General features: G+C 59.8%; 14 protein-coding genes and 2 pseudogenes. 14 read left to right on the top strand and 2 right to left on the bottom strand.

Going from position 1 to position 14673, the window contains the following annotated elements; translation table 11 throughout:
- Positions 1-1592 precede the first annotated feature (1592 nt).
- Entirely contained in the window at positions 1593-3029 is a 1437-nt protein-coding gene (locus AC1RQ5_RS28090) for a sensor histidine kinase (RefSeq protein WP_493203894.1), read from the bottom strand.
- A 252-nt stretch (positions 3030-3281) separates the two neighbouring features.
- A pseudogene (locus AC1RQ5_RS28085) lies at positions 3282-5354 on the bottom strand (methyl-accepting chemotaxis protein).
- Positions 5355-5948: 594 nt separating this feature from the next.
- On the opposite strand from AC1RQ5_RS28085, the gene AC1RQ5_RS28080 reads away from it, so the two are divergent.
- From AC1RQ5_RS28080 to AC1RQ5_RS28015, 14 genes and pseudogenes are all read left to right on the top strand, one after another.
- Complete coding sequence (locus tag AC1RQ5_RS28080) at positions 5949-6662, top strand: EAL domain-containing protein (protein WP_493203892.1); 714 nt, start codon at positions 5949-5951, stop codon at positions 6660-6662.
- 115 nt (positions 6663-6777) lie between these two features.
- A pseudogene (locus AC1RQ5_RS28075) lies at positions 6778-7401 on the top strand (DinB/UmuC family translesion DNA polymerase); the annotation flags it as partial.
- Between the two features lie 63 nt (positions 7402-7464).
- On the top strand, positions 7465-7707 hold the full coding sequence (locus AC1RQ5_RS28070) for a hypothetical protein (protein WP_493203891.1): 243 nt from the start codon (positions 7465-7467) through the stop codon (positions 7705-7707).
- A 246-nt stretch (positions 7708-7953) separates the two neighbouring features.
- Positions 7954-8340: a hypothetical protein gene (locus tag AC1RQ5_RS28065; RefSeq protein ID WP_493203889.1), complete on the top strand. Its 387-nt coding sequence runs from the start codon at positions 7954-7956 to the stop codon at positions 8338-8340.
- A 221-nt stretch (positions 8341-8561) separates the two neighbouring features.
- Complete coding sequence (locus AC1RQ5_RS28060) at positions 8562-9089, top strand: DUF421 domain-containing protein (RefSeq protein WP_493203887.1); 528 nt, start codon at positions 8562-8564, stop codon at positions 9087-9089.
- A 51-nt stretch (positions 9090-9140) separates the two neighbouring features.
- A complete protein-coding gene (locus AC1RQ5_RS28055; protein ID WP_493203885.1) occupies positions 9141-9617 on the top strand; it encodes a TspO/MBR family protein in 477 nt (158 codons plus the stop codon).
- 150 nt (positions 9618-9767) lie between these two features.
- Entirely contained in the window at positions 9768-10256 is a 489-nt protein-coding gene (locus AC1RQ5_RS28050; RefSeq protein ID WP_493203883.1) for a YciE/YciF ferroxidase family protein, read from the top strand.
- Between the two features lie 468 nt (positions 10257-10724).
- On the top strand, positions 10725-11177 hold the full coding sequence (locus AC1RQ5_RS28045) for an Hsp20 family protein (RefSeq protein WP_493203881.1): 453 nt from the start codon (positions 10725-10727) through the stop codon (positions 11175-11177).
- 78 nt (positions 11178-11255) lie between these two features.
- Positions 11256-11621, top strand: a complete 366-nt coding sequence (locus AC1RQ5_RS28040; RefSeq protein ID WP_493203879.1) for a hypothetical protein — start codon at positions 11256-11258, stop codon at positions 11619-11621.
- A 190-nt stretch (positions 11622-11811) separates the two neighbouring features.
- Entirely contained in the window at positions 11812-12351 is a 540-nt protein-coding gene (locus AC1RQ5_RS28035) for a DUF4142 domain-containing protein (RefSeq protein ID WP_493203877.1), read from the top strand.
- A gap of 178 nt (positions 12352-12529) precedes the next feature.
- Positions 12530-12745, top strand: coding sequence for a hypothetical protein (locus AC1RQ5_RS28030; RefSeq protein WP_493203875.1), 216 nt, complete (start codon positions 12530-12532; stop codon positions 12743-12745).
- A 9-nt stretch (positions 12746-12754) separates the two neighbouring features.
- Positions 12755-12904, top strand: coding sequence for a hypothetical protein (locus tag AC1RQ5_RS28025; RefSeq protein WP_493203873.1), 150 nt, complete (start codon positions 12755-12757; stop codon positions 12902-12904).
- A gap of 70 nt (positions 12905-12974) precedes the next feature.
- Complete coding sequence (locus AC1RQ5_RS28020) at positions 12975-13763, top strand: histidine phosphatase family protein (protein ID WP_493204522.1); 789 nt, start codon at positions 12975-12977, stop codon at positions 13761-13763.
- The gene (locus tag AC1RQ5_RS28015) at positions 13760-14653 is read left to right on the top strand and encodes an NAD(P)H-hydrate dehydratase (RefSeq protein WP_493203871.1); all 894 of its coding nucleotides are present in this window, start codon (positions 13760-13762) and stop codon (positions 14651-14653) included. Before AC1RQ5_RS28020 ends, AC1RQ5_RS28015 begins: the two co-directional genes overlap by 4 nt.
- Positions 14654-14673 lie beyond the last annotated feature (20 nt).

Raw genomic sequence — 14673 nt, 5'->3', positions numbered from 1 at the left:
AGCAATGGCCGTGGTTTGGTTCGTTTTCTTCCGGACGTAGCGGGCATCAAGCTTGGCGCGACGTGAATTTGGAGGCCGAGCCTCGCTCGCTCCTCATACTCGGCCGCTGCTGCCATGAACCTCTCGCGAGCACCACAATCGAAGGCAGTGGCGGCCAACTCACGCGCGATCTGCGCAAGCTTCTTCAATTCTGCTAAGTTTTCCATCAGCCCCTCCCATAAGAAAAGGCCCCGGTATTCGACCGAGGCCTTGCATCGTCAGGGGTACATCCGCCCTGAGCGCCGGACAATGCACTCAACCTGCCTATAGTTCCGTAATCACTGAGCCAATCGTCCGCCTCCCGCAGCGCGGCGTTAGTGCTCGCACGCTCACCAGCAGGATGCCGATCTCAACGGCTTTCTTTTAAAGGATCTGGCGGATCGCTTGAGTGCCGCGGCCGCACGCGTAACGGTCACGCCGCCGTGTCCCAATTCCCGCACGCGATCAATTTCTTCGGGCTGCCACGGGAGCGTAAATAACCGTCGCGCCATGATCAGCGTTCTGGACGAATAAGTTCGCTGTTCAGCCAGCCTTCGGCCTGCTTTGCCGGTGCAGATCGATGAACGGGCACTTCGGGACTCCTAGGGTGTACCGCACCGCCTTCTCGGGCAGGCCACAGCGGGGCCGATGGCTTGCAGCTCCACATCGAAGGTAAGGTGGGGTCTGGGTTTGGGCCATCGATCGCGTAACGTGAATGCGGAAATTATACGGTGAGAGTTTCCTGAATTAAGATCGCAGCGATTGCACCAACTGCCGAGTTGTTGCCACATGCGGTCGAACTTGTGCGACATCTTTCCATCAGAGGAACGACACCATGCGCGCCGCGATCTCCGATCTCCGACGTCGAGCGGACCAAGCCCGCCGGCTGGCTATCGCCTCGACCTCGAACGATACGCGAGATCATCTTTTGACAGCAGCTCGCAACTACGAACGGCAGGCAGCCGATCTCGAAAAAGCCCTCACTGAAGATCCGCGGTCCTTCTGCTAGGTTTGACATTCATAACCGGGATTATTGGAAGTCAGGAGCGCCTGCCGGTCTTCCCATTTGACAGCGACCGCCTATATGCTGGTTATCATCAACAATGAAAGGAGGTGGTCCAGTGTCTCATGCTAAGCGCTGTCACCTCGCTGGCGCCGACCGGTAAGTAACCCCGTACGGCCGGCCTTGCGCCTGGTTCAGCGAGTCTACGGGAAGGGGCTGCGTGATCGCGGCCCCTTTTCTGTTCTCTTGCATAGAACCTCTGCGGCAGCTCGCCGAAGCCCCATCAAACGCCAACGTCCTCTGTTGGACCATCAGGATTGTGCCTAAACCTCGCCCGAGCGGTGGAGAACTAATCCCACGGCGTCCCTTCTCAGCATCGCAACAGAGGCAGGCTGCGATAACATCAGGGCATGTGAGGAGCCAGGCAGTTCGACCGTGCACTCCGAACAAGCTGTGTCGGCCATAGCCCCGTCCGTCCCCCGGCGGGCTTTCGCTTGTCTTGGACGCTATATGGTCGATCGGTTCGACACACGGTAACGCATCCTAGAACGCGAACCGAACGATACGCTTTCTAGAACGCAGGCACCGTGCCGTCCGGATGCGCGATCGGAAGATTCAGGACGAATCGCGCACCACTTCGCTGAGCGGTATCAACCGCGATCGTTCCGCCGAGCGTGGATACGACGACGTTGAAGGCGACATGCAGACCGAGACCTGCATTGCCCCGTTCGCGGCGGGTTGTGAAGAAAGGATCGAAGACCCGGGCGGCGATGTCGGCCGCAATGCCCACACCTGTGTCCCAGCACGCGATCTCGATACGCCCGTCCTTGGGCCGGGTAACGGTCATGTTCAATACACCGCTTTTCGCGTCGGGATAGGCATGGGCCGCAGCGTTGAACGCGAGGATGCTCAAGACCTGTCCCAAGGCGCCGGGATAACCATCGATTTGGATGTCGGGAGGGCATTCGACTTCGACCGTTACGCCTTGGCGGCGTAGAAGAGGCCGAATCTTCATTTCCAGTTCGGCAAGCCAAGTGCTCAGCTCGAAGCGTCGACGCTCGGCGGAAGTCTGATCGACCGCGACCTGCTTGAAGCTATGGACCATCTCAGACGCGCGATTGAGATTGTCCCACGTGAGCCGAATGCCTTCCTCGATGCGGTCGATCCCCTTCGTCAGATCGGAGCGGCGTACCGGACCGCCGGTCAGGACCTTCCGCAATTCCGCGATATCGCCGCGCATAGCCGTCGATGTGGTGACAGCGAGACCGAGCGGGGTGCTGACTTCGTGGCCGACCCCGGCAACGAGCTGGCCAAGCGAGGCCAGCTTCTCCGCCTGTACGAGCTGAGCCTGCGTCGCTCGGAGCTCCCTCAGCGAATCTTCCGACCGTTCCTTCTCTGCCTGCAATGCTTCGGAGGTCTGGAACTGGCGCCGCGCCCTGAACTCGCGCGCGCCAACGGCGTACAACGATAGCGCGTAGGAGTTGCCTATCAGGAAGTGGTTGATGAAGCTCAGGCCCGGAGACATATCAGGTGCGAAATGTTCTGCCACTGCGAACGCGATCCAGCTGCTTATGCAGAACACGGACAACGATCCGACACGCAATGGCAGCATCGTAGAGACGAACAGAATGATGATGATCATGCCGGCCGACGCGAACGTGAAGCCGGACGGCAGGACGAGATAGACCGTCGGCAGGATGCAGCCGGGCACCACGCAGTACAGGAGATAGATAGGTTCTGCCCACCTCCGGGCCGGCGTCGATAGAAGCAGTGTCATTGGCAGCAGGAACAGGATCGCCGTGCCGCCGCGGATCGCGAGGGTGGTTGGCACCACTTCCGGATACAGCACCCAGTCCCAGAATGTGTAGCCGGCGTAGGTGAACGCCCCGAGGACCATCGCAATCTGGGTCCAGCCCACATTGCCCACGATGTACTCACTTACGAACCGCCGTTCCTCGGCGGAATCCTCGAACCGCAGCCCGAACGATTTAAATAGGCGGTCAATCATTGAATGTTTTGGAAAACGACTGCGCAATACCGGCGTTTTGGCACGGCGCAGCCTCCTTGAAAAGAGCGCTCCTGACGCCCAAGCTCGGCGACCAAGATAGCTACTCCGTGCCTCTCCTGCCATCGTCCTACGGTGCTACGGAAGAGCCTGACGGTCCTGTGCTACCGGTCATCGCGCCGTCTCAGGGCACCTAGCGAAGTCGGTGACGCGATCTGGCGTCTGCTCGATCGGAACCACCGGCTATGACCTGCTCTAGGCCGCCCGCACCGCCGACAAAAATTGATTGACCTGGTCGGTAAGATCCCTGGACTGCCGCGACAGGTCTTCCGCGGCGTTCAAAACGTGGCCCACCGCCGCGCCGGAATCGTCCACTGCCCGACGAACGCCTTCGATATTCGTGCTCACCTCCCGGGTGCCTCGGGCAGCATCCTGGACGCTGCGGGAAATCTACATCGTCGCGGACCCCTGCTCCTCGATCGCTGCCGCGATCGCCGCGCTGATTTGATCTATCTCGCCGATCACGTCGGCGACGTCCCGGATGGCCGAGACCGTCTGATTGCTGGCCGACTGGATCGACGTCACCTGCTCCGCGATCTCCGTCGTCGCCTTCGCCGTCTGCTCCGTCAGCGACTTCACCTCCGATGCGACGACCGCGAAGCCCCTACCCGCTTCGCCTGCACGGGCCGCCTCGATGGTGGCGTTCAACGCCAAAAGGTTTGTCTGCGCCGCGATGCTGTGGATCAGCGTCACCACGTCGCCGATCCGTTTCGCGCCATCGGCGAGGGACAGCGCCGTTTCGCCGGTCCGGCGGGCATTCTCGACCGCGCGTGCCGCGATGTCCGCCGACTGAGCAACCTGGCGCCCGATCTCGGTGATCGACGACGACAGGCGCTCGCGACCGACTGGACGTTGCCCGACGTCTGATCGGAGGCGCCGGCGACAACCACGGCCTGATCGCCCGCGGTCTTCGCGGTCGCCTCCATGGATCGGGCGGTATCCTCCATGGCGTATGAGGCTCGCGACAAGCCGCCCACGAGCTCTTGGACCGCGCCCTCAAACGTCAAAGTGAGGTCCTCCAACGCCTTGGCCCGCGCTTGCTTGGTCTCGCCATCGGCCGCCTTGTCGGCTGCCAGCCTTGCGGCGTCCATCATGCTTTTCTTGAAGACCTCGACTGCCGCCGCCATGGCCCCGATCTCGTCCTTTCGACCGACGCTCGGGATGTCGCCGGCGAAATCGCCACCGGCCAGTCGGGACATGCGCGCGGTGAGGTCCACGATGGGCCTGCAGATGCGTCGCCGCACCATCACGACGACGGCGACATCCGCCGCGGCAAGAATCGCGAGACCACAAAGGGCCAGCATTAGGCCGAAGCCGGCAGACGAGCGCGCCTCTTCAAGCACCTGCTCCGCATTCGCGTAGAAAGCATCCCGGACGTCGATGATCGCGCCGAGGCCTCTCTGGGACTCGGCATAATACGTGTCGACGTCGTGCTCGAACTTGCCCGTCGCCGCGCCGTCCTTCACCATCTTCAGTTCCTTGCCGAACCGATCGACGTAGGCCGCATTCATCTTCTCGAGGGCGGCGGACACGTTGGCCGGCGTCGTCGCGACACCGCGCAGCGCCTGCAGAGACGCCAGTATCTGATCCGAACGGCCCTGGACCCGGCTGAGCTCCATCCGCTCCGCATCCGTCGCCGGCCGCCCGGACCCGACGACGTTCTTATGCAGGCTCGCGTTCAGACCGCCGACGTCTCGTAGCGTCCAGGAGATGTTCGCCAGACTGGCCTGGCGGTAAGCATCGCCGTCAAGCTTTGCGATCCTACGGACCTGCTCGTCGAGTAGGGAGGTGACAGCGTTGTTGAACACGGCGTTGTCCGCCACGATCTTGCGGCCGGCATCCTTGCGGGCGTCGGCCGGGCCGTCCATCGCCTTGTCTACGGCCTCCCGCAACGTCACGAATTTGGCGTTCAAGGCGTCGATCTCTGTCGCGATACGCGCGCCGTCAACGAACGGACCCGGAAGCCCCTTACGAAGTTCCAGCATCTTGGCGCGCGCGCCGTCCGTCTGCTTGCGGTATCTCGATCAGATCCGCTTTCGCTTTCGGATCGATGGTCGACGGCCCGTATAGAAGATTAGTGGCAAAGCCACGCTCAGAATTCAGGTAACGTGGAATGTCGCCGACGGCACGAACGATCGCCAGGCGCCCTTCCGCTTCGTGCACCCGGTCGAGAGTGGCGTACTTCGTGCCGGCGACGTAGAGGGCAACGCTTCCCCCGACTACCGAGAGCGACACGACGGCGACCGTCAACAACGTGCTAATCTTCATTTTTGAGCGAATGCCTTGTTGGTTAATGCCCTGCGAACGTAGGGCGCTCCCCTTAATCCGAGGTTTAGCTTCTGTACGTGTTTACGATTTAATTAGCTGTTCACCAGCGTGGACGGTCTCGACGATAGAGCGTTGCCGGTTCGTGGGCGTGAATCGCTTCTGCAAGTTTCGCGTCATAAGCTTCTGCCGACCGCAACATTGCGTTCGAAAGACAGATGATCAGACGTTCAGAAGAGTGCGACGCCCTCAGCCAAGAAGGCATCAGGAAGCGCCTGTGCTTTGGCTGGCCGTGGCAGAAATTAGGTTGTTCGCGACGATCACCTGCGTGACGCTTTCACTCATTGTCTATTCTCGCGATCGTTGCGCGCCTCGATCGGGACGATGCCGAATGGGATGGACCTCGCGAAAAAGCGAAAGGCCACGACTGCAGATGCTGTCACTCGACGTTTTGGAGCGTCCCATGCGCGCATGTGTAATTAACGATCGCGAAATTACGGGTAGGTACGTTGCTGCCGAGACATGTGAGGATTTTCGATGGGCATTAACGGTTGTCAGGGATGCCGGGATGACGTTCCGCTCCCGTTTGAGTTCAAGATGGCTTTTCAGCCGATCGTCGACGTCACCGAAAATCGGGTCTGGGGCTACGAAGCCCTGGTCCGCGGCGCCAATGGCGAGTCCGCACATTCCATCCTCAATCAAGTGACGGAAGAGAACCGATATCGGTTCGACCAAGCCGCCCGCGTGTTGGCGATCGAAACCGCCGGCCGACTTTTCGGCCGCGACGACGTCAAGCTTTCCATCAACTTCATGCCCAACGCTGTGTACGAGCCAAGTGCATGCATTCAAAAGTCGTTGGCGGCAGCTCAGCGCGCCGACTTTCCGCACAAGAATCTCATGTTCGAGTTCACTGAGAACGAGAAGATGACCGATATAGAGCATGTGAAGCGGATTGTCGCCGCCTACCGGAAACTTGGTTTCATCACGGCTCTCGATGACTTCGGGGCGGGTTATGCCGGTCTCGGCCTGCTTGCGCAGTTGCAACCTGACCTCATCAAAATCGATATGGAATTGCTGCGCGACATCCACCTGAGCAACGCCAAGCAGGCGATCGTTGCCGGCCTCGTTCACATCGCGAACGCGCTCGATATCGTCGTTCTTGCGGAAGGCGTGGAGAACGAGGCCGAACTGACCGTCCTGCGAGCTGCGGGGATCACCTTGTTTCAAGGCTATCATTTCGCCAAGCCCGGATTGATGTCGCTGCCGCACGTCGCAGGCATTGATGCGTCACTCGATCTGGCGGCGGGTTGATCTGCCGAAGACGACTTCAAGACGCTCCATACTTATCGGAGATTCCTGGGTTTCAGCCTCAGGTCGTCGATATGCAGGTCGGGGACGTAGATATCCCGCGTGCGAAGCCCTTTCGGTGGCAGCCCGCAAGTTCCTCGCGAAGCTCGCCTCCGACCATCGCAAGCCGAACTGGCAGTACGTTGTTCCTCCAGACGGGACCGGCATTCGTTGAAGACCTCCCCGTTGGTAAATTCCATGTCATCGGCCCGGCGACGGCTACTCGGTTCAATGCGCTCGGCATCCGCACCGGCCTCGATATCCGCAACCAGACACAGACGTTTCTTGAGGCGCACTTCGGAAAGGCCGGGACCTACTACTACTGGAGCTCGCGCGGCATCGACGAGCGGCCGGTCCGTGCCAACCGGATCTGGAAGTCGGTCGGCGCCGAGAACACTTTTTCCGACGACCTCATGGACTTCGACGCCTTGGTCGCTGAGCTTCGCTGTTGGTCGATAAGGTCTGGCGCCACTGCCGCGGACGGACGGTGACCCTGAAAGTCAAGTTCGCCGACTTCGAGATCATGTCGCGAAGCCGATCGGTCCCATCACTCCTCGAAAGCCGCAACAACCTCGCGACCCTAGCTGTCAACCTACTCGACGCTACGATGCCGCTGCCGAAGGCGGTCCGACTCCTCGGTGTATTGCTGTCGTCGCTCCGGCAGGAGATCGACGGGCCGCCGCAACTCGATCTGCCCATCTGAGTTGTCGATGCGCTCTCGACGAGATGTGCTCTCGGATGTCCAGCCACACTCAAGGACCTCTACATGACGCAAGATTGGCAACCCATCAGGACTGCACCGAAAAATGACGAGCGGATTATCGTCGCTGGCGGGACCTGGATACGCGGCAACAAGCAGCAGCTGCCCCAATCATTTCCCTGCCTGGTGGTGTGGGATGAGACCGAATGGCTGATCTGCGACAACGAAGGTCCCCGCGCATTGATCCGCGGTCCGAAGGTCTGGATGGCCATACCACCCGTAGAGGCGCCCGCCTCGGACGCACCTTAGAGACACCATGCTCCGTTGAAGGGCAGGAAGGAGCACGGTAACCGGGAAACAATCCGAGGCAGGCCGACGCGAAGCTAGGACCGAAACGTCTCAGATCCGGACCGGAAGTTGCCGAGCGAAACATCCTGAGGTGCTCTTTGGATCCGCCGCGCATTTGAACATGGAACAGGTGTGTCCTCGGCCGGTTGCTCCGTCGAGATGTGGAGACAGGCCCGCAGCGCCAAGAGCGACCAAGGAGAGACGGCCATGAACGCGAAAGACACCGTGATTGGAACGACCAAGCGTCTGGTCGCGGAGATCGTGGGTGATGGCGCCCTTGCTGACGAAGGCTCGCGCCAGGCGAACGGCAACGCGCCGGTTCTCCCTTCAGGCTACCGCTCGGTAGAATTAGGACGCCCATCGGGCGTCGATACGAGCGTCTCGAATGCAGCCGCGACGACGGAGCACGACGGCTTCGCGTTACTGCTGGGGCGCGCGGCCCTGAGCGAATGGCCGGACCTTCCCCGCGACGCGCAGGAGCGGCTGTTCGCCGCCGCCGTAGACGCTGGCCTCATCGCGAACTCCCTCGCGGTGTTCCTGCACGATCGTCATCCGAAGACGGCTCACCCGCCGCACCCCACGCAGATCGCCTGAGCACATGGCGCCTACTTTGCGGAGTATGCACCCATGCCGGCCCGGCCTGACAACCGGTAGCCAGCGCGACTTAGCGACGCCGGAGGTACGAGATGCCGTAGTCGAGTGTTCCCGCAAGACGGACGTCGACAACCGCAATCTCTATCCACCAACGGATCTCCACCTATGCAATCAGAGTGTGGCTACAGACTTGCAACCTATATTTTACGGCAGGTAGCAAGGTGATCGACTGGACCGCCGTTTTCGTCCCGCAGAGTTCGATCGCCGAGGTCATCCTCCGCGGCACGTTGATCTACTTCCTATTGTTCTTCGTGCTCCGGTTCTTTCTCAATCGTCAGGCGGGAGCCGTCGGGATCCCCGACCTTCTCGTCGTCGTTCTCATCGTGGAATCGACAACCGATGCGTTGGGGCGCAATGAAACCGTCACGGAGGCGGCAATTTTGATCTCCACCGTGATGTGCTGGAGCTATGGATTGCAATGGATCGCGTTTCGTTTCCCGCGACTTCAGTTCATGATCTCGTCACCGCAGGTGAAACTAATCGAAAACGGCAAGATGCTCCGCCGGAACATGCGCAAAGAGCTTGTGACCGAAGAGGAGCTTCAGGCCCTGTTGAGGACGCAGGGCGTAGATGAGCTGAAAAAAGTCAAATTGGCTTGTCTGGAAAGCAGCGGCGACATCAGCGTCGTCACATTCGACCAGAAAAATGGCGCAGGTGGTCATACCAATCGGGCACGCAACGCGACCTGACTGGCACCATCTGTAGCGAGCCCTAACGGTCCGAAATGAACCGGAGGAAACGTGTTCAACGTCAATTCCATTGCAGTCCTGGTCACCCTGCTTGTCATCTGCTTCGCAGCAGCCGCGCTCGGAGCCAAAGTCACAACTCCTGAGATCCCGACCTGGTACGCGAGCCTTACCAAGCCACCATGGACGCCTCCGAGAATTGCGTTTCCGATCGTCTGGCCGGTTCTCTATCTTCTTATGGCGGTATCGGCCTGGCTGCTGTGGCTTGCGCCTCCCTCGCCGGCCAAGTCCGCCGCCTTGATCGGATTTGCCGCTCAGCTCCTTCTCAACGCGATCTGGTCGCCCGTATTCTTTGGAAGGCACAATCTACTTGGTGGTCTAGTCATCATCTCCCTGCTCCTTGTGACACTGACATTCACGATCGTCATGTCGTTCCAAGTGGATTGGAGGCCGGGCGCCTTGCTTGTGCCGTACATCGTCTGGATCTGCTTTGCGGCAGCGTTGAACTTTAGGATCTGGGTGTTGAACTGACATTTCGGCCACTGCCCTAGCTTGCGCCTGCTCTACCGAACTCAAGTGCACCGGCGCTGCGCCATGTCGTCACCGCTGTCGCCCGGATCTCCTTTGGAACTACTCGTCTGCGTTCGGGTTTAAGCGGCGCGACAATGATGGGAGGCCAAAATGGCAGATAAAGACCTCAACGATCTCTTCCTCGATACTCTCAAGGACATCTACTACGCCGAAAAGCAGATCTACAAAGCGCTGCCGAAAATGGCAAAGGCTTCATCCTCGGACCAGTTGCGAGCTGCCTTCGAAAAGCATCATGGCGAAACGGAAGTGCAGATCGAGCGGCTTGAACAGATCTTTGAAAGCCTCGGCAAGGCCGCTCGCGGCAAGAAGTGCGACGCCATCGAGGGCATTCTCGACGAAGGCAAGGAAATCATGGAGGAGTATGCCGATACGACGGCGCTCGATCCTGGCTTGCTGGCTGCTGCGCAAGCTGTCGAGCACTACGAGATATCACGCTACGGTACGCTGCGCACTTGGGCGCAGACCCTCGGTCTTAAGGACGCAGTCAAGCTTCTCGATCAGACGCTGGCGGAGGAAAAAAAGACCGACGACGCGCTTTCCAAACTGGCTCTGACCGCGGTGAATGCTGAAGCAGCCTGACCATCTGGACAACGCAACAGCGAGATGCGCCAAAAGTATCCGGTTTGTCTCGCTGATGGGTTCACGAAGAGTGGCACACCGCCGCCATCGAAATCGCTGTAAACCGAACCGCCGGTGCTGTGCTCAAGTTTCTGTAGCTGTTCGAAAGCTTCCTATTAACTCCCCAGCCAGCGCCGTTGATGCCACCATTGATGTGGCCGGACGAGTTGGTACCCTCGCCCCGAGCTCCTTGGTAAGGGAATTCACGCCCTTTCAGCCCCCGCGCGTCCGCTCCCTGCCGAGTCCGCTTCCCGTAAGGCCGTTTCCAGCCAGAACTACAGTTAAAAAATTTTTTGAAGCCACTTGAAACCTGCCGGGGGGCTTGGCTATTTTTGAAAACGCCAGGCGCCATTAGGGCTTGGCGCGAGGCGGGCGCCGGCAGCGTCCGACGTCCGTTCATACCCATCTTGCTCATTGGAGGATTTGGCTATGACCAATCATGACTTCGCCCCGCTGTGGCGTTCAAGCATCGGCTTCGATCGCCTCTTCGACCTCGTGAATTCCGCCCAGCGCGGCAACGAGGATGCTTTTCCCATGTACAATATCGAGCGCGTTGGTGATGATCGTTACCAGATCACGCTCGCTCTTGCCGGTTACACTACGGACAACGTGTCGGTGACTGCCGAGCATAACGTGCTGACGGTGGAAGGACGCCGGGAAGAGCAGAAACGCGACTTTCTTTACCAGGGCATCTCCGGCCGCGCTTTCAAGCGACAGTTCAATCTAGACGACCACGTGCAGGTGACCGGAGCCCACTTCGAGAACGGGCTGCTTCGGATCAGCCTGCTGCGCGAGGTGCCGGAAGCCAAGAAGCCGCGCAAGATCGAGATCGCGACATCGGCTCGGCCCAACGTCGAGCAGCTGACGTCCAAGGCGGCTTGATCAGTCGTCATTGCTGCTGTGGCGTACTCACGCCGCAGCGGCTCATTGAGCCTTATCGAAAGGAGTTAGGAGGCCAGCATGACATCATTTGTCAGCTCAGTGAACGAGATCCATGCAAACTCTCTACTCGCCAGCACGTTCACGCATCCCCGCGAAGTCCTGGCGAATCCCTTCCTCGACACCTTGCAGAAGCGGTGCATATTGGCGACCTGGGCATCCGACGCGTTCGCCGTCGAGGGTAAACCATGGCTTCGCCAGATTCCGGGATCAGCTACGCAGGTGAGGATAGGCGACATCATCAACGCGTTGAAGATGCTGGATGATGGCGACGGCACACCGCCCTGTCCAGCGCAATCGGCCATCCCCAGAACCCTCCGTAAGACCCGTGCGGTCGGGCAGACGGCGTGGGAGAAACGCCGTCGCTTAGCCGACGTCGCTATTTGAAAGTTGCTGGCAGCCGCCGCACGGCTGCCAGCGACTTCAACCAGCAGGTCTCGTCCACAAGATGGACCACCTCGGCATGCCCGCCACCGCCATTCCAACGGGCCCGTTTTTCCCATTTTAGCGGAACATGCCGCTCGACTGGACATTCTCGGTTGCCAACACGTGTTGGGATTTACCGAGGAACGCTCCCATGAACAAAACATTGCTCGCAGCGGCTGCCGCCCTATCGCTCGCGCTCAGCTCCGCTGTATCCGCCCAATCGGTCGGCGAGAAAACCGGTGTGAATTCCGTGCTCGGCGTGGCCCCCAGTACCGCCGACTTCGTAAAAGAGGCCGCGCTCAGCGACTTAACCGAAATCGCAACAGCGAAGATCGCGCAGGAGCGTGGCGATGCTGACGCGAAGGCCTTTGCCGCCCAGATGATCACCGACCACACCAAAACCTCAACCGAGCTAAAGGCGCTCGTAACCGGCGGCGTGAAGGCCGACATACCGGCGGCTCTTGACGATACCCACCAGAAGAAGGTCGACAAGCTCAAGGATGCCAAGAAGGATGACTTCACCGGCGACTATGCATCGATGCAGGTCAGCGCGCATAAGGATGCTGTGTCCCTCTTCGAGCGTTACGCCAAGGGCGGCGATGATGCGAAGCTGAAGGAGTGGGCAGGCAAGACTCTGCCCCACCTGCAGCATCACCTCGAGATGGCGCAGAACCTGAGCAAGAAGAAATAACGGTAATCTTGCTGGCGAGGCAGAACGCTCGCCTCGCCAGAATGTCTTCTTGCGACATGATCGTGCAAACAGCGCGGATCTAAGCCATCGGTGGCCAATTGCGCCTGAGACAGATCAGGCCACGATAGCATTATCCGACCCCGCTTGGATCCAGATTGGATGAATAGGAGGAGGCTTTATGGGACTGGCAGCTTACGATGTAGTCGCAAACGGATCGGAGTGGAGCATTTCCCACGACGGAAATCTCGAGGGCAAGTACGAAACAAAGGAAGCTGCCTTCGAATCCGCGGTGGCAGCGGCCTCGCTGGCCATCCGACAAGGTCATGAGGTCCGCGTGACTTCCCCCGGCAACGAAGCCGGCAACGGGACAGCCCTCGGCGGGAAAACCAACTAGGAAAACATGATGGGCCAAGAGTTACTTTATGGCATCGGAGCGATCCTGCTGCTGTGCGCCTTGATCTATGGCGTGAATCAGTATCATCGCCGTAACAAGGCGGCAGTGCGCGAGGGCGACAAGATCGTAGCGGAGAGATATCGACGCGACGAAACGTAATCGTAGTTGAGGCGACCCTTATATATTCGCCTTAACCCAACGAGCGCCTGCCAAGGGACATGCAGTGGAAATGCCGGTACATCGGAACCAGCCTCAAGACGCCAAACAGCGATGGCCGGTCAGGCTTTGGATAGTCCGCCACGGCGAAAGTTCCGGAAACGTCGCACGCGATGCGGCACATGCCGCCGGCCGTGCCGACATCGCGATTGATTCGCGCGACGTCGATGTGCCTCTCAGCAAACTTGGTGTGCGGCAAGCCGAGGCTTTGGGGCGCTGGTTCGCCGACCTGCCGGTTGAAGAGAGGCCTAGTGTCGTACTGAGTTCTCCTTATCTTCGGGCGCAACAGACGGCCGAGATCGTCATCCGGATGACCGAGTCCGACAATCGGATCCTGAAAATCTCTCATGATGAAAGACTTCGAGAAAAGGAATTCGGAATTCTGGATCGCCTAACGAGAACCGGCATCGAGCAACGCTACCCCGAAGAGGCCGCGCGGCGCGCGCTGATCGGGAAGTTCTACTATAGGCCACCTGCCGGCGAGAGCTGGGCCGATGTCGTCCTACGGCTTCGGAGCGTTCTCGACTCCGTCAATTTACACTACGCAGGGGAACGGGTGCTGATCGTAGCGCATCAGGTCGTCGTCCTCTGTCTGCGATACCTGCTGGAGACGATGGACGAGAAGACAATTCTCTCGATCGATGAGGAAGGCGACGTCGCTAACTGCTCGATTACCGAGTTCGCCCCGGGGATCGGCGGCGAAGAGTCGATGCGCTTAGTCAGATATAATTTTGTAGCGCCCCTAGAGCGCGAAGGAGCGCCTATTACCGATGAGCCCGACGACAACGGTGCCGCTCGATGAACTCCTGTCTTGAGCTTACCGAAGAGCATCTGCGCGCCAATCCGCTTCCGGTTCATGAGAACGGAGCCGGCAAGGAAGCCCGCGGCCGCGTGCTCATCATCTCAGGGAATGCGCGTGTTCCCGGGGCAGCGATCTTGGCAGGCGTATCTGCATTACGGGCCGGAGCTGGAATCCTGCAGATCGCAGCGAGCGCATCGGTCGCGCCTCATATCGGCGTGGCCTTGCCCGAGGCCATGGTGGTCGGTTTCACGGAGACACCGCAGGGCGAAATCAGCGCGTCCAATTCAGATGACATCTTGGCTCTTGCCGAGGGAGCCGATGCTATTGTGGTCGGTCCGGGCATGATGGAAGAGGACGCGGTGCGTCCGCTCGTCACCTCGCTGCTTGCGAAGAAGGGCAACTCGCGCATCGTTATGGACGCCGCCGCGCTGACTTGCTTGACCGCGTCCGAATTTTGCAATGGCGCTGGAACGTCCAGAGCGATCATCACACCGCACGCGGGCGAGATGGCCCGTTTTCTCGGCATCGAACGGGCCGCGGTCGAACAGGCTCCGCTTGAAGCCGCCAAGCAAGCAGCGGCTCTGTCGCGTTGTGTGGTCGTGATGAAAGGCGCGGACACATTCATCGTCGGAGAGGATATCTGGCGCGCCTCATTCGGTTCGATTGCCCTGGCGACATCCGGCTCAGGAGACGTCCTCGCAGGAATCCTCGGCGGCCTACTTGCTCGGGGCACTGAACGGACGACGCTTGCGGCGCTCTGGGCCGTGTATCTCCATGGTGAAGCGGGCAGACGACTAGGCCTCAAGCTTGGAAATGTCGGAGCACTCGCAAGAGAGTTGCCACATGAGATACCGGGCTTGATGGCAAGTTTTGAAGAGACTACTCCGTAAATCTGGCACCCCAAAGCCGG

The sequence above is a fragment of the Tardiphaga sp. GW821-FHT12E02 genome, assembly GCF_058807155.1.
This window is presented reverse-complemented; position numbering and strand designations above follow the sequence as displayed.

Bases quoted from the DNA above. Each gene is read 5' to 3' on its own strand.
- AC1RQ5_RS28090 (WP_493203894.1), bottom strand. From the start codon at position 3,029: ATGATTGACCGCCTATTTAAATCGTTCGGGCTGCGGTTCGAGGATTCC.
- AC1RQ5_RS28080 (WP_493203892.1), top strand. From the start codon at position 5,949: ATGGCTTTTCAGCCGATCGTCGACGTCACCGAAAATCGGGTCTGGGGC.
- AC1RQ5_RS28070 (WP_493203891.1), top strand. From the start codon at position 7,465: ATGACGCAAGATTGGCAACCCATCAGGACTGCACCGAAAAATGACGAG.
- AC1RQ5_RS28065 (WP_493203889.1), top strand. From the start codon at position 7,954: ATGAACGCGAAAGACACCGTGATTGGAACGACCAAGCGTCTGGTCGCG.
- AC1RQ5_RS28050 (WP_493203883.1), top strand. From the start codon at position 9,768: ATGGCAGATAAAGACCTCAACGATCTCTTCCTCGATACTCTCAAGGAC.
- AC1RQ5_RS28045 (WP_493203881.1), top strand. From the start codon at position 10,725: ATGACCAATCATGACTTCGCCCCGCTGTGGCGTTCAAGCATCGGCTTC.
- AC1RQ5_RS28040 (WP_493203879.1), top strand. From the start codon at position 11,256: ATGACATCATTTGTCAGCTCAGTGAACGAGATCCATGCAAACTCTCTA.
- AC1RQ5_RS28035 (WP_493203877.1), top strand. From the start codon at position 11,812: ATGAACAAAACATTGCTCGCAGCGGCTGCCGCCCTATCGCTCGCGCTC.
- AC1RQ5_RS28030 (WP_493203875.1), top strand. From the start codon at position 12,530: ATGGGACTGGCAGCTTACGATGTAGTCGCAAACGGATCGGAGTGGAGC.
- AC1RQ5_RS28025 (WP_493203873.1), top strand. From the start codon at position 12,755: ATGGGCCAAGAGTTACTTTATGGCATCGGAGCGATCCTGCTGCTGTGC.
- AC1RQ5_RS28020 (WP_493204522.1), top strand. From the start codon at position 12,975: ATGCCGGTACATCGGAACCAGCCTCAAGACGCCAAACAGCGATGGCCG.
- AC1RQ5_RS28015 (WP_493203871.1), top strand. From the start codon at position 13,760: ATGAACTCCTGTCTTGAGCTTACCGAAGAGCATCTGCGCGCCAATCCG.